Source organism: Succinivibrio dextrinosolvens DSM 3072, from assembly GCF_900167015.1.
In the GTDB taxonomy this organism is placed as follows: domain Bacteria; phylum Pseudomonadota; class Gammaproteobacteria; order Enterobacterales; family Succinivibrionaceae; genus Succinivibrio; species Succinivibrio dextrinosolvens.
On sequence record NZ_FUXX01000003.1, the window covers coordinates 26,554 to 50,990 of the forward strand.

General features: G+C 38.5%; 17 protein-coding genes. 7 read left to right on the top strand and 10 right to left on the bottom strand.

Features of this window, described 5'->3' with window-relative positions; all coding sequences use genetic code 11:
- Window positions 1-9: 9 nt before the first annotated feature.
- The 7 genes from B5D46_RS01470 to B5D46_RS01500 all read right to left on the bottom strand — a co-directional run bounded on the left by B5D46_RS01470 (window position 10) and on the right by B5D46_RS01500 (window position 7,750).
- A complete protein-coding gene (locus B5D46_RS01470) occupies window positions 10-573 on the bottom strand; it encodes a hypothetical protein (protein WP_078927915.1) in 564 nt (187 codons plus the stop codon).
- A 5-nt stretch (window positions 574-578) separates the two neighbouring features.
- Window positions 579-1,226 carry an adenylate kinase gene (adk, locus tag B5D46_RS01475; RefSeq protein ID WP_031492841.1) on the bottom strand — a complete coding sequence of 216 codons (648 nt, stop codon included), beginning with the start codon at window positions 1,224-1,226 and terminating at the stop codon, window positions 579-581.
- Window positions 1,227-1,340: 114 nt separating this feature from the next.
- A complete protein-coding gene (htpG, locus tag B5D46_RS01480; protein WP_078927916.1) occupies window positions 1,341-3,242 on the bottom strand; it encodes a molecular chaperone HtpG in 1,902 nt (633 codons plus the stop codon).
- Between the two features lie 92 nt (window positions 3,243-3,334).
- Window positions 3,335-3,940: a recombination mediator RecR gene (gene recR / locus B5D46_RS01485; RefSeq protein ID WP_078927917.1), complete on the bottom strand. Its 606-nt coding sequence runs from the start codon at window positions 3,938-3,940 to the stop codon at window positions 3,335-3,337.
- A gap of 1 nt (window position 3,941) precedes the next feature.
- Window positions 3,942-4,262 carry a YbaB/EbfC family nucleoid-associated protein gene (locus B5D46_RS01490; RefSeq protein ID WP_031492838.1) on the bottom strand — a complete coding sequence of 107 codons (321 nt, stop codon included), beginning with the start codon at window positions 4,260-4,262 and terminating at the stop codon, window positions 3,942-3,944.
- 77 nt (window positions 4,263-4,339) lie between these two features.
- On the bottom strand, window positions 4,340-6,289 hold the full coding sequence (locus B5D46_RS01495) for a TaqI-like C-terminal specificity domain-containing protein (RefSeq protein WP_078927918.1): 1,950 nt from the start codon (window positions 6,287-6,289) through the stop codon (window positions 4,340-4,342).
- 168 nt (window positions 6,290-6,457) lie between these two features.
- Window positions 6,458-7,750, bottom strand: a complete 1,293-nt coding sequence (locus B5D46_RS01500; protein ID WP_078927919.1) for an ATP-binding protein — start codon at window positions 7,748-7,750, stop codon at window positions 6,458-6,460.
- A 655-nt stretch (window positions 7,751-8,405) separates the two neighbouring features.
- Here B5D46_RS01500 and B5D46_RS01505 point away from each other — a divergent pair.
- The 6 genes from B5D46_RS01505 to B5D46_RS12080 all read left to right on the top strand — a co-directional run bounded on the left by B5D46_RS01505 (window position 8,406) and on the right by B5D46_RS12080 (window position 13,645).
- Entirely contained in the window at window positions 8,406-9,062 is a 657-nt protein-coding gene (locus B5D46_RS01505; protein WP_078927920.1) for a DnaT-like ssDNA-binding domain-containing protein, read from the top strand.
- A 22-nt stretch (window positions 9,063-9,084) separates the two neighbouring features.
- A complete protein-coding gene (gene folP / locus B5D46_RS01510) occupies window positions 9,085-9,918 on the top strand; it encodes a dihydropteroate synthase (protein ID WP_078927921.1) in 834 nt (277 codons plus the stop codon).
- 366 nt (window positions 9,919-10,284) lie between these two features.
- Window positions 10,285-11,574 carry an ATP-binding protein gene (locus B5D46_RS01515; protein WP_078927922.1) on the top strand — a complete coding sequence of 430 codons (1,290 nt, stop codon included), beginning with the start codon at window positions 10,285-10,287 and terminating at the stop codon, window positions 11,572-11,574.
- Between the two features lie 250 nt (window positions 11,575-11,824).
- Window positions 11,825-12,622 carry an SDR family NAD(P)-dependent oxidoreductase gene (locus B5D46_RS01520; RefSeq protein ID WP_078927923.1) on the top strand — a complete coding sequence of 266 codons (798 nt, stop codon included), beginning with the start codon at window positions 11,825-11,827 and terminating at the stop codon, window positions 12,620-12,622.
- A 281-nt stretch (window positions 12,623-12,903) separates the two neighbouring features.
- Window positions 12,904-13,173 (top strand): hypothetical protein, encoded by a 270-nt coding sequence (locus tag B5D46_RS01525; protein WP_078927924.1) that lies wholly within the window; start codon window positions 12,904-12,906, stop codon window positions 13,171-13,173.
- Window positions 13,174-13,504: 331 nt separating this feature from the next.
- On the top strand, window positions 13,505-13,645 hold the full coding sequence (locus B5D46_RS12080) for a helix-turn-helix transcriptional regulator (RefSeq protein WP_159442989.1): 141 nt from the start codon (window positions 13,505-13,507) through the stop codon (window positions 13,643-13,645).
- 67 nt (window positions 13,646-13,712) lie between these two features.
- Here the strand turns inward: B5D46_RS12080 and recD are convergent, their stop codons facing one another.
- Genes recD through recC form a run of 3 tightly spaced genes read right to left on the bottom strand, consistent with a single transcriptional unit; the run spans window position 13,713 to window position 23,805 of the window.
- On the bottom strand, window positions 13,713-15,794 hold the full coding sequence (gene recD / locus B5D46_RS01530; RefSeq protein WP_078927925.1) for an exodeoxyribonuclease V subunit alpha: 2,082 nt from the start codon (window positions 15,792-15,794) through the stop codon (window positions 13,713-13,715).
- Window positions 15,795-15,817: 23 nt separating this feature from the next.
- Entirely contained in the window at window positions 15,818-19,834 is a 4,017-nt protein-coding gene (locus tag B5D46_RS01535) for a UvrD-helicase domain-containing protein (protein ID WP_159442990.1), read from the bottom strand.
- Window positions 19,835-19,854: 20 nt separating this feature from the next.
- On the bottom strand, window positions 19,855-23,805 hold the full coding sequence (recC, locus tag B5D46_RS01540; RefSeq protein ID WP_078927927.1) for an exodeoxyribonuclease V subunit gamma: 3,951 nt from the start codon (window positions 23,803-23,805) through the stop codon (window positions 19,855-19,857).
- Window positions 23,806-24,290: 485 nt separating this feature from the next.
- On the opposite strand from recC, the gene B5D46_RS12450 reads away from it, so the two are divergent.
- The gene (locus tag B5D46_RS12450; protein WP_412556286.1) at window positions 24,291-24,398 is read left to right on the top strand and encodes a helix-turn-helix domain-containing protein; all 108 of its coding nucleotides are present in this window, start codon (window positions 24,291-24,293) and stop codon (window positions 24,396-24,398) included.
- The last annotated feature ends 39 nt before the right edge of the window (window positions 24,399-24,437 follow it).

The following is a 24,437-nucleotide window of genomic DNA, read 5'->3' on the forward strand; positions in this document are numbered from 1 at the left end:
AAGAAATAATTAAGACTGAGAATCAAGGAATTTGATAAACTCTTCTAAAGAAGCCTCGGTATCAGCATTTCTGCCTGAAATAACAAGCATAGCCAAAGCACCTGGCTCACCATAGATAATAGTTTCCAGATTCTCTTCAGAGCATTCAAAACTCCAGGCACCTTCTATAAGATTAGAATGTACTGGCAACGCACAGTTCATCTGTAAAGCGGCAACTCTTGCATAAGCCTCAGCAGTTGAATCAACACCGCGAGTCTTCTCCAGATTGGTTACACTTATGGCAAGTTTTGAATCTGAGCTCAGGTAACTTAAAGAGTTATCTACGCTTGGATTTGGCTTTACAGTCCAGCCGAAAGGACAAGGATAAACGTTCTCTGCCTCACCTGCAGCTACATGATAAGTATTAGAGAACTGATCCTTACCTGACTGATTCTTTACCACCTTGTAGGTAGTAACATTCTCAACAGTGCGAGATGTAACAGTATCGTTGATTTCGGTAGCCGCGTTTGCCATCATGAATGGAACAAGACAGCAGCCTGCGATGATACTTTTTGTTAAAATGCTCTTTGTCATAAATCCTAGTTTTTTAAAGTTGAGATAATCTCGTCAGAGATTACTTGAACATCACGGTTACCGTCAACTGCTACATACTTGGTAGGAGCAGTCTTTGAAAGATCCTTGTAGAAAGCTACTAAAGGCTCGGTCTGTGCGTGATATACCTCAAGACGGCTGCGAACAGTGCTTTCTTCATCATCTGGACGGATAACCAGAGGCTCACCGGTAACATCATCCTTGCCCTCAACCTTAGGTGGGTTGTAAACGATGTGATAGGTTCTGCCTGAAGCTAAATGAACACGTCTGCCTGACATACGGTTAACAATCTTCTCATCTGGTACCTGTAGCTCAACAACAGCATCAATAACAATACCGTTATCAACCAGAGCCTGAGCCTGTGGAATGGTACGAGGGAAACCGTCAAAAAGGAAACCGTTCTTGCAGTCATCCTGAGCAATACGCTCTTTAACAAGACCTAGAATGATATCGTCTGAAACTAACTGGCCTTTATCCATAACAGCCTTAGCCTTAAGACCTAACTCTGTACCAGCCTTGATAGCAGCTCTTAACATGTCACCGGTTGAAATCTGTGGAATGTTGAAAGCCTTGGTAAGATTCTGAGCCTGTGTTCCTTTACCTGCTCCTGGAGGTCCTAATAGGATAATACGCATTTGTTTTTAATCCTCAATAAAAAATAAAAAGTGTTTTCAATTATAGCATGTATGCACTGTAATCATTACAGCACACACAAAAAAGCTCCGACCAGCGGAGCTTTTGCACTTAAATTAACCTAACAGTAAGGCGTTCATTGATTTTACGAAGGTGCTTGGATCTTTTAACGCACCCTGATCAGCCAGCAGAGCCTGCTCGAAAATCAGATCAGCCCACTGGTTGAAACGGTTCTCTTCCATCTCGGCATAAGCCTTCTGAACCAGCTTGTGCTCAGGATTTAACTCAAGAGTGTACTTCTCATCAGGTAGAGTCTGACCGCTTGCCTCTAAAAGACGACGCATCTGCATGGTCATCATTCTGTTGGTATCAGAGATTACACATGATGGAGAGTCAATCAGACGGGTTGAAACAACAACATCCTTAACCTTATCACCTAAAGCTTTCTTGAAACGCTCAATCAGATCCTTGTTCTCGGTTGCAGCAGTCTCCTGCTTCTTCTTATCTTCCTCATCTGCAAGATTGCCAAGCTTCAGATCCTGAGAATTTGCACTTACGAACTCTTTACCGTTGAACTCACTGATGTTGCCCATCAGCCACTCATCAACACGCTCCCACATCAGAAGAACTTCAATACCCTTGGTCTTCAGCTGCTCTAAGTATGGTGAATTCTTAGCAGCCTCATAGCTCTCGGCAGTGATGTAGTAAATCTTGTCCTGACCTTCCTTCATACGTGAGATGTAGTCTTCGAAGCTTACATTGGTCTCAGCGCTGTCATTGTTGGTTGAAGCGAAGCGTAACAGTTTCAGGATTGCATCCTTGTTGTCATAATCCTCAACTGGACCTTCCTTTAAAACGTTACCAAACTGCTTGTAGAACTCGGTGTACTTAGCTGAATCCTTTGACAGTTTCTCAAGCATGCCAAGAACACGCTTGGTTAGTGCCTTCTTTAGCTTGCGGGTTACAGCAGTTTCCTGCAGAAGCTCACGTGAAACATTCAGTGGAAGAGCATTGGTATCTACAAGGCCCTTAACAAAACGCAGGTAGTTTGGAAGGAATGCCTCAGCCTTATCCATGATGAATACACGCTGAACATACAGCTTCAGACCATGCTCGTTCTGACGGTTGTACAGATCCCATGGAGCCATCTTAGGAACATACAGTAAAGATGTATACTCAAGATCACCTTCAACCTTGTTGTGTGCCCAGGTTAGAGGATCCTGATAGTCATGGCTTAGGTGCTTATAGAACTCGGTGTACTCCTCATCCTTAACATCCTTTGGAGTACGGGTCCATAATGCCTGAGCATTGTTGATCTGAGTGTACTCAAACTTCTTCTCAGGCTCTTTCTTATCTTCGCCTTCCTTAGGCTGCTCATATTTCTCCTCATATAACTCTACAGGAGTAGAAATATGATCTGAATACTTGGTGATGCACTCACGCAGCTTCCAGGTATCAGTGAATTCTGTCTCATCATCCTTTAGAGAAAGGATAATCTGGGTTCCGCGGAATGGAACCTTGATGTTCTCTGAAGTGAAGGTACCGTTACCCTCTGACTCCCACTTAACACCCTCATCCTCTGAAGCGTTAACTGAACGGGTAATTACGGTTACTTTCTTGGCAACAATAAATGAAGAATAGAAACCAACACCGAACTGACCGATTAACTGAGAATCTCTCTTTGCATCACCGGTTAGATTCTTCATGAAAGCTTCAGTACCTGACTCGGCAATAGTACCTAGGTGGCTGTTTGCCTCATCTAAGGTCATACCGATACCATTATCGGTAATGGTCAGGGTCTTTGCATCCTTATCAGGACGGATCTGAATCTTGAAGTTTGGATCATCCTTGATTAAATCCTGATTGGTTAAAGACATGAAGTGAAGTTTATCAATCGCATCAGATGCGTTTGAAATTAACTCACGAAGAAATACTTCCTTGTTTGAATATAGTGAATTTGCAAGTAGATCTAGTAGTTTGGTTACTTGTGTTTGAAAGCCATGAACAGTAGCTGTCATTTTTTAAAAACTCTCCATTTGTTTAAAAGTGTATTAACACTGTCGTCTAGAAATACAAATGGGGATGATTTTTATTATTTCAAGAAATTTTTTTAAATTTTTCTGCGGAAATTAAAAGACAGAGCCAGAGTATTACCGTCAACAGAGGCAAGCTCTCCTCCAACAGGAACACCGGTGGCAATCTTTGAGACGCTGATATTAAGCTTTTTGGCAATCGCTGCAATATAGGATGCTGTAACCTCGCCTTCGGCTGTCTGACCTAATGCCAGAATAACCTCAGTGATATTCTCTTCCTTAAGTCTTTTAGTCAGAACATCAAAGCCCAGCTCTTCAGGTCCGATTCCGTCGATTGGACTTAGGTGTCCGTGAAGAACAAAGTAACTGCCGCTGTAGGAGGAAGAAGATTCAATCGCCATTACATCTGATGGTGATTCAACAATACAGATACTTCCTGAATTACGACGCTTTGAGGATGAACACAGCTCGCATTCCTGATCTTTCTCATCAGTATAGTTTCTGCAGCGTGGACATATAGAAATGTTATTTAATCCCTGCTCTATCACTTTGGCCATGGCAAGACCTTCACTGCGTTTTCTGTCTAAAAGATAGTACGCAATACGGGTAGCACTTACAGGGCCTATTCCAGGCATAACCTGCAGAGCTTCAACCATTGAATCGAGCAGAGAACTTGAGGACATATTAGAAAGGAAGCTTCATGCCTGGAGGTAACTGCATACCGCCGGTAACTGCTGATAACTTCTCTTTTGACTGCTCTTCAATACGACGGTGAGCATCATTGTATGCAGCTGCAAGTAAATCCTCACAGATTTCCTTGTCATCACCGAAAATAGAATCATCAATCTCAACACGACGAACTTCGTGGTTACCGGTGATGGTGATCTTAACCATACCAGCACCTGACTCGCCGGTTACTTCCATTCTTGCAATCTCATCCTGTGCCTTCTGAAGACGCTCCTGCATCAGCTGAGCCTGCTTCATCATATTGCCCATGTTAAACATTGTGTATTCTCCGTTAAAAAAAACTCAGAAAATTTTAATTGAAAGTGAAAGGATTTGCAATTTGAACAAATAAATAATTAAGCTGATATCAACTTTAAGGCACGCTTGCCAAGTCCATAGATTTCAGCAATTTTTCTGTCGATCTGATGCCTGATTTTCTCGGCCTCAGCACCGGAGGCTTCCTTCAGATCATTAACCATGAATTCAATCTGCAGCTGATCATCGGCAGAGGCAATTGGAATTGGCACTTCCTCTAAAAGAGAACGCAGAATCTTGATGGTGTGGAATTTTCTCTCAAAGTAAAAACGTACCGCACTGGAATTTAGAACAGCACACAGATAAACAGGTGAAAGATTATCAAAACGCGGAATCAGAAAATTACAGCTGTTTAATGTCAGTCTGCCTTTTTTATCAAGAGCTACAATCGGATACTTTGCAATAAAGCGGTAAACAATTTTTACAGGAGAGCGATAGTACTCAATAGGAGCAATCTGCTGGAACTTACTCTCCTTAAGATTAACAAAACTCTTAGGGGCTCCAATCTTGAAAGGCTCAATATCCACACCTCTTAAAACAGGTTCATCACCAGAGAGAGGCTCACTGTGAACCATTCCGCTGTTTGAACCGGTCACAATACCAAGTGCAAACTGAGCATGACCGCGAAGCTTTACGCAGTGTTCAAAATCATCCATCTTGGATAGAACCTTAGCTTCCTGATCGGTGATTCTGAAATTGAAATCAAGAGAGGATCTCTCACGTCTTACAATGTAGGTTGACTCATTGGTATTAACAATAACCTCTCCGACTGCACCTGAGTATGAGGTTTTTTCTAAGGTCAGAACCACACTCTGACACTGTACCGCATGGAAAACCTCATCAAGATATCTCACAGACTTTACACGCGCATGCATAGAAATGAAGGTTCTGATTAAATCATGAGATGCAACATTCAGGATTGCCTCTGGCAGAACAAACTGCACAATACCGCCTTCATCCAGAAGATTTAGGGATCTCTCAACGAATAAGTCTGCAAAGTAAGGTCTGTTCTTTTTAGCCTCTTCTAAAGTTTTTGCGTAGCGTTTGATTGCTGCAGGATCATCACAGCTTCCAAAAGGAGGATTGCCCACAATCACATCTGCCTTAGGCAGATTCTTAGAGATAAGAGTGTCTGCCTTTAAAAGATGAGTGCAGAGAAATTCCTCTGTCAAATCATCCTCTGCCAGCGCAAAATTGATTCTTGCAAGTGATACCGATAAGGAATCAAGATCACAGCCGTACAGATCATTTACATCAGCACCTCTTTTCAGAAGTCTTAAAAGGAAGTTGCCAGAGCCGCAGCATGGATCTAAAAACACACGGCCTGATCTGATGGAGATGGTCTCTAAAGCTGTATCAGTCAGCTCCTGTGGAGTATAGTATCTTCCCTCCTGACGACGGGATGAAAGCTCCATTAAAGAAAGATATATAAGACCTAGGGTATCCTCATAAGGAACATAGTGAAGTTCAAACTCAGGAAGATTTCTGCAGGATTTTAAAAGTGAATTCTTTGGAGTCTTGTCAATAAGCTCTAAAAGCAGCCATTCATATCTGCCGATATCCAGTCTTCCCTCAAGATATGCCTTGAAAAAATGGGAACTGACATAGGTATCAAGCTTTTTGGCCTCAACTAAAAGCTGCAGAAAGGATTCACACAGAAGAGCTCTGATATAGGTTAGAGTGCTTGAAAAATCCTCAACCAGAATGGACAGAGCTATATGATTGGGTGAATTCTTTGAAATGTAGTTTATATACAGTTCCTGAGCTCTGACTGACTGTCTGGAATTAGCAGCAGCACGTCTTCTCTTAAGAGAGTTTCTGCTGCTGATGATGGAGTCAATCTGAGTTTTTGAAAACTTAAGAGAACCGTCGGCAGAATCATCCTTTATCTTTCCGGTTTTAAGCCAGTTCTTGATTGTAGACAAGGAAACATCCAGCAGATCACAAGTCTGACCTAATGAAAGAAAATCTGTCTTATGCTGTTCTGCCATATATAAACCGTATTCTGAAATCTGTTTTCTGAAATAATAGCATGTTTATAAAAAAATAATAATAAAAAACTTTCAGTTAAATAATTTGTTTTTTAATTTCAGAATATTAAGTAATTTTTAACGACATTAATATTTTTATTACAGACGATTAATGTCTTTATTAGCTTATTACTTCAGAATTCTTTCGTCTAACAGAAACTGCTCAATTCCAACATATAGTATGCCGTGATCGTCATACCATGGTTTCATATAGTCTTTGACCACAACAATTTTTGAAAACGAGTCAGGAATTCTTGTTAATGATGCGATTTCCTGCTCTTTTTTCTGAGGATCAGAAATACTTAGTGCGGACTGAATATAGTATCTGGAGTTACCTCTGTTAACAACAAAATCTACTTCCAGTTGTTTACGAATTTTTTTTCCAGAATCATCTATCGTATTATATTCAACAACACCAACATCAACATCAAGACCTCTTCTGATCAGATCAATGTATAGAATGTTCTCCATCAGGTGTGTTTCTTCAAGTTGTCTGAAACCAAGTCTGGCATTACGTAATCCGGTATCTAAAAAATAGTATTTAACAGGACTTCCTATATATTTTTTTCCTTTAACATCGTAACGTTTGGCCTTCCTTATCAGGAAAGAATCTTCAAAATAGCCAAGATATTTATCTATTGTGTCAGATGTTACCTTTATATTTCTCTCGCTCTTAAAGGTGTTAGAAAGTCTGGTTGGATTTGTTAATGCGCCAATTCCTGATGCCAGAACATCGAGTAGAATGTCCAAAATTTCCGTATTGCCCTTAATATTATGACGTTCAAGAATGTCTTTAATATAAGTTCGAGAAAACAACTCTCTTAAATAAAGGCTTTTTTCTTCATGAGATTCTTTTGTTGAGAGAAAAGGCATTCCTCCATATGTATAGTATTCCTGCCATGCAGATCTTTTATCTTCAGACTCAATATAGAATTCCGCATAAGAAAGTGGATAAACTCTTATTTCATCACCTCTGTCACGAAATTGTGTGAGGATATCTGAGGAAAGCATTTTCGAGTTACTGCCAGTTATGTAAATATCAGTATTACTCAGCTTCATTAGACCAAGGATAACATCTACAAATGTTATCTTTTCATTTGAATCTTCTACATAAGGATTCTTTACCTGCGCAACAAACTGGATTTCATCAATAAAGATGTAGTATTTTTTTGAACTGTCTGTCATTCGATCACGAAAGTACTTGTCAAGTTCAAATGGATTTCTGTATCTGACGTTTTCAAATACATCTAAAGATAAAGTTAATATTTGTTCCTGATTTATTCCTTTCTCTAAAAGGTAATTTCTGTATAGATTAAACAGCAGTACAGATTTTCCAGAGCGTCTAAGACCTGTAATAATCTTGATCCTACCATTATCTTTTTTTGAAATAAGTTGTTCTAAATACTGTTGTCTTGGATACATATCAATTACCTTTACTAATCCCCTAATTGTGTTGAATAAGGATTATTTGCGGATAACCGCATTTTTATCTTCTATATATAAAAGTATAGCAAAACATTTTTAAATGTATAAGATTAATTTGCGGATACCCGCATTTTTACCTTATATCATTACATAGATAAAATAGTTTCATTATACATATACAAGATTAATTTGCGGATATCCGCACTTTTACCTTATATCATTACATGGATGAAATAGTTTCATTATACATATACAAGATTAATTTGCGGATATCCGCACTTTTACCTTATATCATTACATAGATGAAGACATTTCATTATACTTATACAAGATTAATTTGCGGATATCCGCACTTTTACCTTATATCATTACATAGATGAAGACATTTTATTATACTTATACAAGATTAATTTGCGGATATCCGCACTTTTACCTTATATCATTACATAGATGAAGACGTTTCATTATACTTGTACAAGTATTAATTTGCGGATAACCGCATTTTTGTCTTATACCATTCCAAAAAGAAAATAATCTTTAAAGACTTAACTATTTCAATTACAAGTTATTAATGTCTTTTTTTGAAGCAACCTAACTCAAAGAAGTAAAAAAACAATCCAATGTTGTTAAAATAACAGCAAAGGAAAAATCCATGAACGCTACAGAGTTAAACTACCTAAAATCACCTAGACTGAGTCATATAGCAAAGTCTCTTTATGCCTTTTATCTAAGGGACCTTGCAACACAGGATCAGTGCATTATCGACCTTACAGCCGTTGCCAACTATCTGTATTCACAGAGTCAGTACTTTCCTACTGTTCCAAACTATCAGATAGCATCAATGTGCCTTGATGAGCTTGAGAATGCAGGTCTAATCAGAAAGCTTAGTGACTCTGAAAGCTGGCAGGGATGTGTTTTTGAACTTCCTCTTTATGTAAAGATGGAGACAGAAGTCCCTAAGGCACCATTTGCAATGACCACAAAATGGGAACCAGGTCCAGCCTTCCACAAAATTGCCATTCTCTGCGGTCTTGAAGATTCAAGCTATACACTCACCGATCTGAACGGATTCAGACATTACTGGTGCAGCAAGAACGAAAGCAGAAACCAGGTTGGCTGGGAGAGAGCCTTTGCACAGAGACTATTAAAGGCAAGACAGCAGAGGGTTGAAGTAAAGTTCAATACAGAAACTCATAATGCCCTTGAGACACCGGCTCAGCAGATGAAACCACAGCAGCCAAGTTCAGAGGAATTAGAAAGACTTCAAAAACAGTCTATGGAAGATTTCCAGAATCTATTCGGCAAATAACAAAACCAACTAAGGATTAAGAATGCAAATCACATGTAAATCAAAAGTACTTGATTTATCTACCCCACAGATCATGGGAATTCTAAATGTAACTCCAGATTCATTCTCTGACGGCGGACTATGGAACAGTGCCGATAAAGCCCTGGGCCACGCTGTAACCATGTTAAATGAAGGTGCAAGTATCATTGATATCGGAGGAGAATCAACTCGTCCTGGAGCTCCAACCGTAAGTGAAGATGAGGAGCTTTCAAGAGTTATTCCTGCAGTTGAAAGAATTGCTAAAGAAACAGATGCGATTATTTCAGTTGATACCTCTTCACCAGTAGTGATGAGAGAAGCCTGTAAGGCAGGTGCTCATATCTGGAATGATATCAGAGCTCTAAGCCGTGAAAATGCTGTAGAGACAGCAAAGGAGCTGGATATTCCTGTAATCTTAATGCATATGCAGGGTACACCTCAGGATATGCAGAATGATCCTAACTACAACAATGTTGTTGAGCAGGTAAAAAAATTCCTTTTAGATAAGGCTGAGTTCGCTGTTGCTCATGGAATTGACAGAAGCAAGATCATCTTTGATCTTGGATTTGGCTTTGGTAAAACAGCTGAGCACAATTTCACCCTTCTAAATCATATGCAGGACTTTGTAAATCTGGGCTACCCAGTACTTTCCGCACTATCAAGGAAAACCATGATCGGAAGTGCATGCGGTATTAAAGAGCCAGCTCAGAGAGTAATCGGCTCAGTTGCAGGAGCACTCTTAAGTGTTGAAAGAGGTGCTGCTATTGTCAGAGTTCATGATGTAAAAGAGACAAAGCAGGCTCTTGATGTCTATATGGCAATGAAGGCTACCGCTTAAATTCTTATCATCAAAAACAGTGAAGCGCTCTTAACGCACTCACGAATAATCGGGGACTTTTGATACTCTGAAAACAAAAGTCCCATAGTCTTTAGTGATACCCCCTTATCTCTATTTCTCCAACTAGTCATAATCAGGTCTTAAAAAATGTGGTATTCAGTCAAAATCAGGTCTTAAAAAATGTAGCATTCACTCAAAATTAGGTCTTAAAAAATGTGGTATTCACTCAAATTTATGTCTTAAAAAATGTAGTATTCAGTCAAATTTAGGTCTTAAAAAATGTAGTATTCAGTCAAATTTAGGTCTTAAAAAATGTAGTATACTATTAAGAGAGGTCATAAAATAAAGTTTCTGAGGTACATGTAAATGCAACGATTTGCAATGGAAAAACTTGTTGAGTGGAAATATAAAAAAAATAGAAAACCTCTTGTCATAATGGGGGCTCGTCAGGTGGGAAAAACCTGGCTTATGAGGGAATTTGGCAAGAATTATTACAATAAAGTTGCATATATTTCTTTTTATAATAACGTTCGAATGAAACAAGTATTTGAGCAAGACTACGATATTAAAAGAATCATTTCTGCCATTAATATTGAAGTAGGATTTACTGTTTCCGCAGATGATACCCTTATTATTTTTGATGAGATCCAAAATGCCCCAAAAGCATTTGAATCATTAAAGTATTTTAATGAAGATGCACCTGAATATCATATCATCGTCGCTGGATCGCTACTTGGTGTAGCTTTACATGAAGGCATCTCTTATCCTGTTGGAAAAGTTTCAACTCTAAATCTCTATCCTCTTAATTTTAGAGAGTTTTTGTATGCAGTCGGCGAAACTGAATTGGCAGATGCTCTTAAATCAAAAGATTACGGATTAATAGATTCTTTTTCAGATAAATATATATACCACCTAAAGAACTATATGTATGTTGGAGGAATGCCAGAGGCAGTTAAGTCTTTTCTAAATAATAGTGATTACTATGCTGCTAGAGAAGTTCAGAAAGAAATTGTTCTTCAATATAAAGGAGATTTTGGAAAGCATATTTCTGCGGGTGAATTACCTCGAATTAATATGGTGTGGGACTCTATTCCCATGCAACTGGCAAAAGAAAACAAAAAATTTTTCTTTGGACAGATAAAAAAAGGAGCACGCAGCTCTGATTTTGAAAAGGCGATACAGTGGCTGACAGATAGTGGTCTAGTTTATCGTGTTCATAAAGTAAATGCTCCACACATTCCGCTTTCAGCTTACAAAGAACTATCTTTTTTTAAACTGTTTTTTTTAGATATAGGTTTATTAGGTGCAATGAGTGAGCTTGATTTGCATGCTATTATTGAAGGAAATAGTTTATTTATTGAATTTAAAGGAGCTTTTACGGAACAGTATGTTCTTCAGCAGATTATAAGTGATACAGAATATACTCCTTATTTCTATGGAACAGAATCTGCAACCTTTGAACAGGATTTTCTCATTCAAAAAGGTATGAATGCAGTGCCTATTGAAGTGAAAGCAGAAACTAATACCAGATCTCAAAGTCTTAAAGCATTCTTTGATAAATATCATCCAGAGTTGTCTATCAGATTATCTCTTTTGAAATATAAAGAACAGGAATGGATGGTTAATATTCCTCTTTATGCTGTATGTAATATTTAATTAACTTCAACTTTTAAAAGTTCCGCTTGTATCTGTTATTGTTGAAAAGACCTTCTTTTGATTATTATGAAATTTTTACTATTCCTATTTCAAAAGAAGCTCTACTGCTATTGTCAGCTTTCCATATAAGGAATATCATCTTATTAAAAGCTATTAACAGGCTTCGTATACAGTGAATAATACTAAATCTGATGAATATTCGCCTAATTAAAAACGAATTAAATGAAAAAGTAAAACAGAAGGAGTTTGCATGAATCAGTACAAAACTGTTTTTGTTACCGGCGCTTCTGCCGGATTTGGAGCAGCAATCGCAAAACTTTTGGCCCAGAACGGTTATAAGGTAATAGCCGGAGCCAGACGCAGAAGCAAATTAGAAGAGTTAACCGCCTCAAATTCCAATATCTATCCGATTGAACTGGATGTTACTGATGAGAAATCAGTATCTACTCTCCTAAATGACCTGCCTGATGATCTTAAGAATATCGATGTTCTTATCAACAATGCAGGTTTAGCTTTAGGAACAGATCCTGCCTACAACTGTAAACTTAACGAATGGAAAACCATGGTTGATACCAACATCAACGGTATACTGAATATGACCAATGCCATTCTTCCATCAATGGTTAAAAGAAACCATGGTTATATCATTAACCTAGGCTCAACTGCTGGATGCTGGCCATATCGTGGCGGTAATGTCTATGGCGCAACAAAGGCCTTCGTAGAACAGTTCACCAGAAACCTACGTACAGATCTCAGCGGTACAGCTGTTAAAGCAACTGTAATAAAACCAGGTCTTTGCGGTAATACAGAGTTTTCAAATGTTAGATTCCATGGTGATGATAAAAAAGCTGCAGCAGTATATCAGGATACAGTTTCAATCAGTCCTGAGGATATTGCAAATACTGTCCTTTGGCTTTTAAGTACCCCTCCTCACATGAATGTTAACGATATGGAGATAATGCCTGTCTGTCAGACCTACGGTGGATTAAGTGTAGTCAGAAATCTTGATCTGAATCAAAAAAAATTAGAGACAAACAGCATGCTGTGAGTGCAATGCTCACAGCATATTAACTATCAGATTTTTAAGAATAACCTTTCATATCCATTTTTTAGATTCTAAATTAAAAATCCTATTTTTAAGCAAAACTATTTAATAAATAAGAAGAAAAATCAAATCCACCAAAAGGTAATATCTTGCACAATAAAACTACATCAATGCACTATAAGTGACTCTTTATCTTTCTTTTAAAATTCACAAAGCTGATAAGAATATAATCCACGTATACCTTATTTTACGTAGTTTATGTGTATCATTTTAGGGAGATAATCATGACAGTTCTAGAGAACGATATTGCTATCTACAGTAGAAAAGAGATTGAACGTTTATCTGCAAATGCCAATGATCTGCTAAAAACACCACTGGCACAGCTTGTAGAGATTTGCAAAAAAGCTGAAAACCAGACCTTGAATATCGCCTTAAAGACACTTAATTTCATGGCTTCACAGGAAGAAAAACAGCGTATTGAAATCATTCAGAATCAGATTGCTGAAAATGAAAAAGCATCTGGCGTAATGGCATCTAAATACAACCGCTGGTAATAGTTAATCGAATTATTGTTTGAGCATGGAAAAGGCCCTGATCGATGTATCAGGGCTTTTTTTTCTCGCTATTTCTCTGATTTTATTTAAATTTTCCTCAAATATATTGCAATACAAACAATAGGCAGCCATATAATATTAGGAAAAACTGCTAGCTTAAAACGAAAGTCTTTATGATTAAAGCAAAACAAATGAGGCATATTATGAGTACTTTCATTGAATCAGATGGCATTACCGCTTTTCACCCAGGCTACTATCTAAAAGAAATGCTTGAGGAAAGAGGATTATCAGAAAAGAGTATGCCTTAAGATTAGGAACAACTCCACAGAAAATGAATTTGCTTCTACAGGGAGAAGACAACGTAACATTAGAAACAGCAGAGAAAATAGCAAAACTTTCAGGCGGAACCGAAGAGTACTGGCTTAGCCTTCAGAAGGCTTATGACGAAAAGAAAGCTTTACTCAAAATTTAACTCACCGGCGGGATTACCGGTGAATAGAACAAGAAATCGAAGCTATAAAAGCTTATAATTCAGACAGTTATAGTCTATCACTCAATCCACTCTCACGAGTAACTCTTCTCTTGCAGGAATCAAGAAAAACCTGTCTGTCAGAATAAATACACACATGTTTTTTAGCACGGGTAATGCCGGTATAAACAAGCTCTTTGGTCATTACCGGATTTAAATCAGTCGAAAGGATCATACAGACTTTGTCATACTCGCTTCCCTGAGACTTATGAATAGTCATGGCATAACCACTTTCATAATCAGTAAGAAATACAGGACTTACGTTAAAAACTGAGTTTTCATCGCCAAACCAGACCTTAAGAGGACCTGCGCTACCGTCTTTTTTCCTTTCAGCAGCTACAAAACCAACATCACCATTTGAGATTCTCAAGGCGTAATTATTCTTTGTTACAAGAATAACCTTGCCAATAAACCATTCAGAATCAATAGAAGAAGCTTTAGCATTCAAAGTGTTAAGCTCATTTCTGGCCTTTTTTTCAATCTGCTCATTTATACTTTGAATACCATACAAACCACCTCGGTTTGAACAGAGAATTCGGTATTTATCAAGCTCTTTAAAAATCTTCTTAGCCAGCTCTTCTGTGATACCTGTAAATCTGTCGCCTTCATAATGTGAAGCATCAAGACTTTTCCAGAATTCACCATAATCACTCACTATAGCAGAACATAAAGACACAAGATTTGAATTATTCTCTCTCCATGATTTAGAAGACTTTATCTCTTTAAGCTCAACCTGATCTTTATAATCCAAAAATGGCTTATTAAGTCTATCCTCGATAAGATTAGTATAGGATTCTCTGTACACTTCATTAACAGCGCCTGCAATATCACCGATTCCCTTATAGTCAGAGAAACGATAACTGAAATTGAGCTGCACTGTATTATTTGAAATATCAGTAGTTTTTAGCCTGTCTACACTGTAGCCGGTTAGAGAGGAGATGACTGACAGCTTCTCATCATCAAATACACGGGTAGAGTCTGATAAATCAACACACAGATCGTTTAGAACAGAACCAGCCTCAACAGATGCCAGCTGATCCTTATCGCCTAGCATTATGACTTTGGTATCCTCACGGATAGCAGCACACAGTTTTGCAAAGTTGGCAGCATCAACCATTGAGACTTCATCCACAATCAGAATATCGCAGTCAATCTTGTTGTCTGCATTACGAATCTTGTGAGCCTTATGAGGTATTGAGCCTAAAAGCTTATCCACGGTTACAGCAGTTTTACAGATTCTGTTTTTGATATCCTCTCGTTCATTTTCATCAGCAAACACCTTCGGAAAACTATATGCGACGGAGCCAATCTTAGGTGAAGGTTCATTATTCGAAAACTGTTTTTTAATTGACTCTGTCATGCGGCCTGCAGCCTTGCCTGTTGGCGCACACAAAAGAATATTGTTCTTTGATGGATTTAGCTTCTGTAAAAGCAGCAACAGCTTAGCTACGGTTGTAGTTTTACCTGTTCCAGGACCACCGGTGATAATACAGAAATGTGAAACAGCAGCCATGGCAGCAGCAATCTTCTGCATATCAAATTCCTGATTCCTGCTTTTATCATCATCCGCTCTTTCAAAAAGCACATCTAAAAGAGACTTGATTGAATTTATATCATCTTCACCAAGTTTCTGTTCAGAGCAATCTCCTGAGGCTTTTTTTATGAAATCAGCAATCTGTTTTTCGTAACAAAGATTACGACGAATATAAAGTCTGTCTAAATCAAGAATCAGTGGTTTATTGGATGATTCATCAGATCCAATAAGATCAAAGCAGTCATCAAAAGATAATTCAATATCCGTTTTACTTATAAGAGGAGAAAATGGCTCTGTATCATAATAGCCATCCTCTGAAAGCGTCCGATGCTGATTAAATAAATCCTCATAGAATCTGTTTATACTTTCAGCTTCAGCCCTAATACAGGTATCGCCAGCATTCTGCTTATAAAAGAGTTCAGATAGCATCAGCTCAAGAGCAAAAGGTAAATTCTTTCCATGCATAACCGACAGAGTTTTTATTACAGCATCTAAAAGAGGATTTCTAAGCTCTGAATACACTTCCAATACATCAGATAATTTTTCATATTTACTCATTTTTATCTCACTTTTGCTGTCTGTTATTCACTGAAGATACGACTTAGCTTTTCTATAAGCTCATACTTTGGTCTGGTATATACAATTGAGTTTGAGCTGCCCCTCTGCATACCTCTAAGATAAAGGTAGATAATGCCGCCAAAGTGTCTGTCATAGTCATAATTCTCTATTCTGTTCTGAAGGAAACGATGCATTGCAAGAGAATAAAACAGGTACTGAACATCATAGCAGTGCTCAAGCATATTCAGAGAAACCGACTTTTCATCGTAATCCTCATAGGAGATTCCCATAAAGTTACTCTTATAATCGATAATGTAGAACTTGGAATCAGCCCCATCTCCTACTTTGATGGCAAGGTCTATAAAGCCTTTAACAAAGCCTGAAAGCTCACTTTGTGCAAGAGAAAAGTTTATGTTATCAAGAGATATGCCTTTTTCTCTGGCAAATGCCTCTGCATTCTCTTTTCTCAGCTCTTCGAGTTTATCAGATGAGAATCTATCAGACGGAAACAGGAATCCAAGCTCACTTAGCCAGTCGCCTTTCTTAAGATCACAAAGTCTTACTGTCTTTGAATCCGCACAAGGCATTTGGGCCCCCACAATATCAGCGAGCCAGCCGTTTAACGCCTTATGTTTCTGCTCTAAAAGCTCATCTTTATCAGGGCTCATATGATTTATATACCAGCGCTTTAAAATGCCGGCCTCATTTGTATGAGAAGCCCTTTCTACAGCAGATGAGATGACAGACTCTTCAGTACAGTTAGAAAAATCACAATACTCCATAATGCTGTGCAGATAGGTACCTGCTATGGCATTTCTTGGGAAGTTAAAGCGGGTAAAGCAATCCTTTGGAATTACAAGTTCATCGTTTTTATGAACTACGCCGCCATCCTCGCTTCTGGCAACGATTCCACTGTAGGATGAGATTCTGTAATCCTGACGAATTCCCTTAAAGGACTCTGAAAACTCCGATGGACCGGATATCCTGGATTTATGAATAGAATCCTTTAGAACAGGATCTGACTTTAAAACCTCAGCATAAAAGTCTTCATCAACAAGCTTGAATGGACTGCCTTTCAAACAGGAACTATCAATATCTGGTGTCTTTTCATCTGAGGATAATGCTTCACCTTTAATAACAAGCTCTGCCATTGAGTATGCACTTGCTGAAGAATTATCAGGATCGATAAACTCACTGACAAGAGCATTAGGATTATCCATATTCCACTGAGGAATGTAGATAAAGTTAGCAGCACAGGCACGGGTTAGAGCAACATATAAAAGACGGGCATCCTCCTGCAGATCACTTAGTGCCTTCTGCTCTAAGGTGGACTTTAAGCCTTGAATGTCAAAATAGAGCTTTCCTTTAGCATCATCATAATAGTACGGTTCTACTTTATTTATCGCCCTCATATCACTCCACAAATAAGGCATAAATACTAAAGGAAACTCCAGACCTTTAGACTTGAATATTGTATAAATTGCAACCTGAGAGGCTTCTGATTCAAGACGCTTTTTAAACATATCTGCATCTGTATTCAGTGAAGTATTTGTTCTTAACTCAAAATACCAGCGTTTCTGTGCCTGAATGCCCTGTTCATGAGCTCTTGCAGACTGTAAAAGTTCAGCTAAATGCCACAGATTAGTAACCATGCGTTCACCACCTGTGAACCTCAGATTATCCTTAAGACACTGATGTCTTTCATCTGACGCCCATTTTGAGAAAGCTGGAAAGAAACCATTTTTCTCCCAGATTAGACGACATTCTTTTAGGAGTGAAACCTCAAGCTCAATAGCATCACCTAAAGCTTCAAGATTCTCATTCTCTGATGCAGAACATAACTGACTTAAAAGAAGAGTTTTTACCTTGCCTCGATTTGCGTAATCATCCATGGCATCAATCAGGTAAAGAAGAAGCTCGTATTCAGCAAATGAATTATCTGAGCTTGACTCATCAAAAACCCTAGACTTATCGGAGTAATAAACGGAAGAAATATTCAGCTCTTTTAGGGCTGACTGCAGAAGCTTAGCTTCTTCTCCCATACTTACAAGAATAGCAATATCTGAAGGCTTAACAGCACGTGAGACAATCTTATCCCCACTTACACTGTCTAATACTCCATGAGAAAGACAGTGCTGAACCGCACGGGCAAGCTTTTTGGAAATAAACTCTCTTGAATTAGTCTTGCCAACCGATTTAGAGCCAGGGAAAGCATTCATAATCTCAGCTTCTGAGAGAAACTCTACATAATTACTTGCTGCAGAAAAATTATCGACAGGACTTTCGACATTACAGAATCTGAAGCTGCACTTACCAGAATTTCCAAGAGACTTTACTTTTGCCTTTACTTCAGAAAATTCAATATTGTCTTTTGAGTTCTTATCAAAGAAGAAAGGCTCCTCTCTTAATGAGAAAACATTATTCACACCTTCAACAATCTGTTCCTGTGAACGGAAATTGGTAGAAAGAGTATATATAGAATCACTTCCATACAGACTTTCAATCAGAGCGCGGGCTTTAAGGTAGGAGTGAATATCTGCCCTTCTGAAACCATAGATTGACTGTTTAGGATCACCGATCAGATAACAGCAGGCTCCTGTTTTTTTTGCAGACTTATTTAAATAAAGCTTTGAGAAGATTGAAAACTGTACCGGATCGGTATCCTGAAACTCATCAATCATAGCCACGGGATAAGCTGCTCGAATAAGTCCTGGCAGAATATCCTTTGAGCCTTCCTTGTAATTTAAGACATAATCAAGTCGTCTTATGATGCCATCAAGGCCGATTAAATGATCTCGCTCTAAAATCTCATCGAGCTTCTGCTCAACCATAATCGCAATATCAAAGAGGATCTCATCCTTAAAAGAAATAACCTTGTTATGAAGAGCTGATAGCTGCATAAAGAGCTCTTCGATCTCAATTATCTTTTCAGGATATTTAAAAATATCATACATTGAACGTGTTATCTTATATATGGAGGTAAAACCTTTCTCAATAACAAAATTTCCTCTTATAAAGGTAAGTCTGCGTTCCATATCATCATGAGTATTACAGATGTCTCTTAAGAGCATATAAGCTGAAAGTGAATTTTTCGTAAATTTTGGAGTAACGCCTCTAGTTTTAGTAAACAGTTCTCCAGGCTGATTATCATCTGTAATAACTTTCCCTTTATATTCATCAAATATTGACCTGCATCTGTCAGCTAAGAGTGAAAACTCATCAAGATAACTGTCTATGAATTCAATTACCTTAGATAAGGTTTTTCTTATATCAGAACTGGCTTTAACCTTATTATTTAACAGGTTATAACCGAAAAAGCCCTCTTTGCTGTCAGTATTTCTGACTCTACCAAGTTTGTCCTGATACTTTTTTAGGGTATCAAAAAGCTCTTTATCTGAATCTACGGATAGAATCGCTGCAAGCTTTTCTGAGTTTGAATCTCCCTTATAGAAAAGCTCACGCCATACCGTATTTCTTGCCTCTTCAGTCTGATCAGAGATATCCTGACACAGCTCAACATCAAAAGGCTCCCCTGCCTCAAAGGTATAGACCTTGTGAAGAGCACTGGTACAGAATGAGTGAATAGTACAGATTGGAGCATCATCAATGGAACGCTCAGCATTTAAAAGAAGCAAGGCACAGGTTCTGGCTTCAGCCTCTCGAATATCAATCATTTCATGAATCAGAGCTTTTAGCTGATCTTCAATTTCAAGGGTATCAAGAATCTCCATTCCCTTTTTGGCAACCTTTTCAAAGGCGATCCTGGCGGCAACAATCTTTTCACGGATTCTCGCTCTAAGATCAGAGGTTGCAGCATTGGTGAAGGTTACAACCAGAATATTCTTAAGCTCAAGAGGACCTGAGTGATAGCCGTAATCTTCTTTAACTTCAGCTCCTTTTTCATCAGAGCCTTTTGAACCTAGAAGCAGACGCAGTACAAGATAGGTTATGGTGTAGGTCTTACCGGTGCCGGCACTTGCCTCAATCAGAGAGGAATGTCCAAGATTAAAGGTTCCGATTTTTAATTCATTGTTATTCATTTTTATCTCCACCATTAACCTTATTTAGCTGTATCTCTTTTATTTGTTTTCTTATCTGAGGATTTATCTTCTCTATCAGAACAGGATCTCAGAATGTCATAAAGCTCTATTGGTCCATTAACAGAAGCAATCGCATCCTCGGAACGGCCAAGATATATAAAATTCTTAAGAATATCTGAGAGAAGCTCAAAATCCCCAAATAAGTATTTTGCTTCAGGTGTGTATTTAAAGAATTTGTCCTGAGATTTATGATCTCCCACAACAGTCAGCATATCCGAAGTAACAGGAAGAGGTCTTAGCATAGCAATCAGCACAATCGCGAGAAGATTTTTGAAGACGCTGTCGATAAAATCATTATCACCTAAAAGCTTCACGTCGTAGTTTACGATTTTGCCTTCCTTACTGATGATACTTACAAGGGAAGGAAGAGATGCATAGTGAAGGGCAAATGACTTTAAAACTGCCTCAATAACACGTTTTGATCCAATATTATCTTTAGAATAATAATCAATCAGAATATTAGGGAATGAAACTGTTCCAGAAAACTCTACTGTGAATTTTCTGTTCATAAAGGAAGGCTCATTTAATACCTCTGAAAACTCAGAGAGAGACACCTCAAAGGTTCTCTGATACTTATGCTCGCTTATATTTCTCTGACCTAAGGAATTATCTAATGCAGCTGAAAGTCCTTTATGCTGAGCCATAAGTCCTATCTTAATGCCATCAGATAAAACTCCATAAGGAAGTCTTCCCTTCTCAGACTGTGTTTCAAGATATTTCTCTGCAGAATCAAAAGAGAATCCATCTAGTTCCTGTAGAAGATTATTCCTTTGAAAATCCCCCATAGAAAAATTCTCATCGTCAGAGAGCTCAGAAGAATCAGTAGCAGGAAGTCTTACCTCAAGATTACTCTTTAAGAATGATTCGCAAGGCTTTACGAACCACTTTTTCAATGCACATATATCAAGGGTAAGCTTATCCTCAATTGAAACACCAAAGTAATCTACCCCCCTGTTTCCGAGGTATTCTCGTGTTTTAACCGCATTCAAATCTGAATCATAGAATTCAGGAACATAGCTGTGAGAGTCAAAGGAAGGAATATGCCTGATTACAAGATCACTGCCCAACTCATCGGTATAGTTATCAGGATTAAATGAGGTTAAGGTCTCCTGTCTTATCAGTCTGCTCTTTAGTGCCTCTGTAATCTCCTTTTCAACCTTTTCCTCGCTCCTATCCTCGTCCAGACTGTCACCAACACCTTTTACAGTGAAAACGTCACAGATATAGTCAAAAAGATCCTCAAGTACAGTTGAACGATTTCTCTCCTTGTTATCAATAGGACTTTTACCTATGTAGGAGATATAGAGAGATTCTCTTGCAGATAAAATCGCCTCCATAAAACAGTAGCGATCATCAATGCTTCGAGAACGGTCACCTCGTCTGAATAGACCTTTAACACCAACAAGATTAAAAGCAGGGATCTTATCCTGTCTTGGGAAACTGATATCATCCATTCCAAGGATAAAGATATGCTTAAACGGAATGGCTCGCATTGGGATCATGGAGCAGAAAATAACCTTACTGCCCTTGAAGGTGTTGGCCTCATTTGACTTTGAAAGCTTATCCTTAAGCATGCTTCTGAAAACAGGAAGAGCTATCTTAAGGTCTTTTGCTTCATGATCATCACTCTGATTATCCAGTCTTAATCTTTCAACAACATCACTTACATCGTCACAGAGTCTCTTGATTTCACTGCATTCTCTATAGGTATCAGACTCAAGAGCCAGAGGATCGTCTCCGTCATAGAAGAAACGCTCAAAGATTTCAGTCTCAAGAGTCTCACTCCACTCTTTAAGATTTCTGCTTATCTCCCCATTTCCTTTTACAGATGGGTCTCGCTCCTCAGGCAGAATAAACTCATCTCTCAGGTGCTTGATATTCTCAATAAACTTAAAGAATCTGCCTAAAACCTGAGCGTCAAAGCCTTCAATTTCTGTATAGACAGGCAAGTCCTCATCAGTATCTCCAAGAAGATAGCCCTGAACCATGCGGAATAAGCCCTGTTCAAAGGTCCATGGCAAGGACGATACCCCTGAATCCTTAAGAGAATCCTCGGCATCAAGTCCCCAGTGAATATTGGCCTCCTGACACCACATGTTGATGGATTCAACGTCATCAGCAGTGAAGCTGTATCGTGCTGCAATGGATGGAACAGTTAAAAGGTCGATGATAAGACTTAAGGTGATTCTTTTAACACCGATATCCAGAAGCTTTAAAACAGCATCCGCAATCTGACTGCTGTCACGTGAGCTTCTGTCTGATAAGGCATAAGGGATGTAGTTTTTATCTGAAGGATCAACACTTCCGAAAACAGCTTCAATATATGGAGCGTATTTTTCAATCTTAGGCATCATCACAAGACAGTCACGAGGCTTTAGTGCAGGCTGCCCATCCTCGCCGATACTCTCTTTAAATCTGGCTAGAATAGCATCACGTAAAACCTCAACTTCTCGCTGCTCCGTATAGCAGGAGTGAATTTCAAAGGAATGATCATCAGGAGAGATTACAATACGCTCTGATGGCTGCTCAAGATTCAGCATCTGTGACTGAATACGGTGAAGCAGGCTGTCACCACCAGCTGCTATCGGATCGATAAACAGATTGTCAAAATTAGGCTCCATTGGCTCAGAGGCATTATCATAAAGTCTCTTTATTTCCTGATTGAATGGAACGCTGTTATAGGCATTACGCAGAAGCTCATTGGTCTTGATATAGAGTCTGTCCTCGCCTGGATTGGAATCGAGCATTAAGGAAAGATTATCCTTACCCTGCTTGCCTAAAGCTAAAAGCAGAGAGTTTCCTTCTACGAGCTCTCCCTGTTCATCATAGCTATCCTCAGTGGTTGAAAGCTCCTTGCCCTGATACACGGCGTCAGCTTCTTTAAGACTCATACCGGTAAAATCTTCAAGTTTGGAATCAGGCTTCATTGCCCCAGATACATCTCTGGCTTTCAGCTTCTGCTTTAATGCATTTAATGAATCTTTAAAACTTCTGAAAAGCTGGTTCCACTGACTGTCAATATCGCCCCAGTATTCACGGCATGGATTTAAAAGCATCACATTGACATCTACATGCTTGGCAAGAGCGCGCAGAAAACGTATTACCTGAGGCTGAAGAGACGACACTCCAAATAAAAATACTCTCTGAGGAAGATTTGCCTCCAAAGCAGCTTCATCATCCATGGAGTTCAGCTTTGCACACAGCTCTTCAATAACCATTGATCTGTCATATCTTGAATGGTCATCTACCTTTGAATTTAAGGTAAGACGGTTAAAAAGCATAATCCAGAGAACTGGCTGCCAGGTATTGTCACTTAAAACATTTGCCAGAAGATTATCTTTTTTGGTTTTGTTGGCTGATGAACCTTTTGGATGAGTTACCGCCTTCTGCCACTCCTCTATCAGAAGTTTCTGATCACCCTTATACTGAGCTATGGCATCCCACATTAAAATCCAGTCATTTCGGTACATAAGGTACTGGTCAAAGGTATCAGCAATAGCAACACAGAGCTCATAAGTTCTGGTACCGTCGGTATCATCTTCAATGTAATTTCTGACTAACGACAGGGCCTCTACTGAATCGGCACAGTGCTCCTCATGAAGCATCTGATACAACGTCCAGATAATATAATCATGATCAAAATAATGGACATCACCAAGATTCGGGGTAATCTTTTTGTAGATGTTCCAGATAAAAGTCCAGAGCTGATCAAAGCTGACGTTGGAACATATACCGTTCTGTCTGGCGATAAACTGCTGCAGATAGGATTTCATTCCAGTATTCATCACAATCACATGCTCTTTGGCAAACGGATCCTTGAGTGGGATCTTCATCTGCTCGGTACACATGTATCCGAGAGCTTCAATGTAGTTTGAGTTTTTTACAGTGAATGAATGTGAGTAAACAGACATGGAATAAATTCCTTATTATTTGTTTTGGATTTATCTGGTTGTTAAAAAGAAAACAACCAGCGAATACTTTAATTATAACAATTAAAAACAATATGATAAGGTGAGTTTTGGCTCAATACTGAATACTATTTGTTAATTAGTATATAAATCCCATATGCTAGGTTTACAAAAAAAATATTATTACCTACTGTCTTGAAATTGATCATAATTTATAAGCAATCTAATGGTCATCTGACACATAATTTAAGAGTGCTTATTGACCAGAAAGAAGAAATAACGGATAAAAGTTGTACAATTCACATTGTTCATTAGCATTTAGAATTCTCTAACGATGATAACGATTAGACCGTCCAAAATATGCTACAGGAGATTAGTTTGAAGCTGCTCTTATCAGATCTAGAGTTTCAGAATGAATAGCAGTTGCTAAAGCCAGAGGAACATATAAATCAGGAAGGCCTGTTGTTACGACAGATGAGAAAAAGATAATCTGTCATGATAAATACGATGCAGGTGTACCTATGACTAGGATTGCAAAAGATCTTGGAGTATCCAGAATGACAGTCTATAGAAAATTAAAAAGAGCAAAAGGCTAGTAAAAAACTTTTCATAGGAATTCTCTTTGAATTTATTGA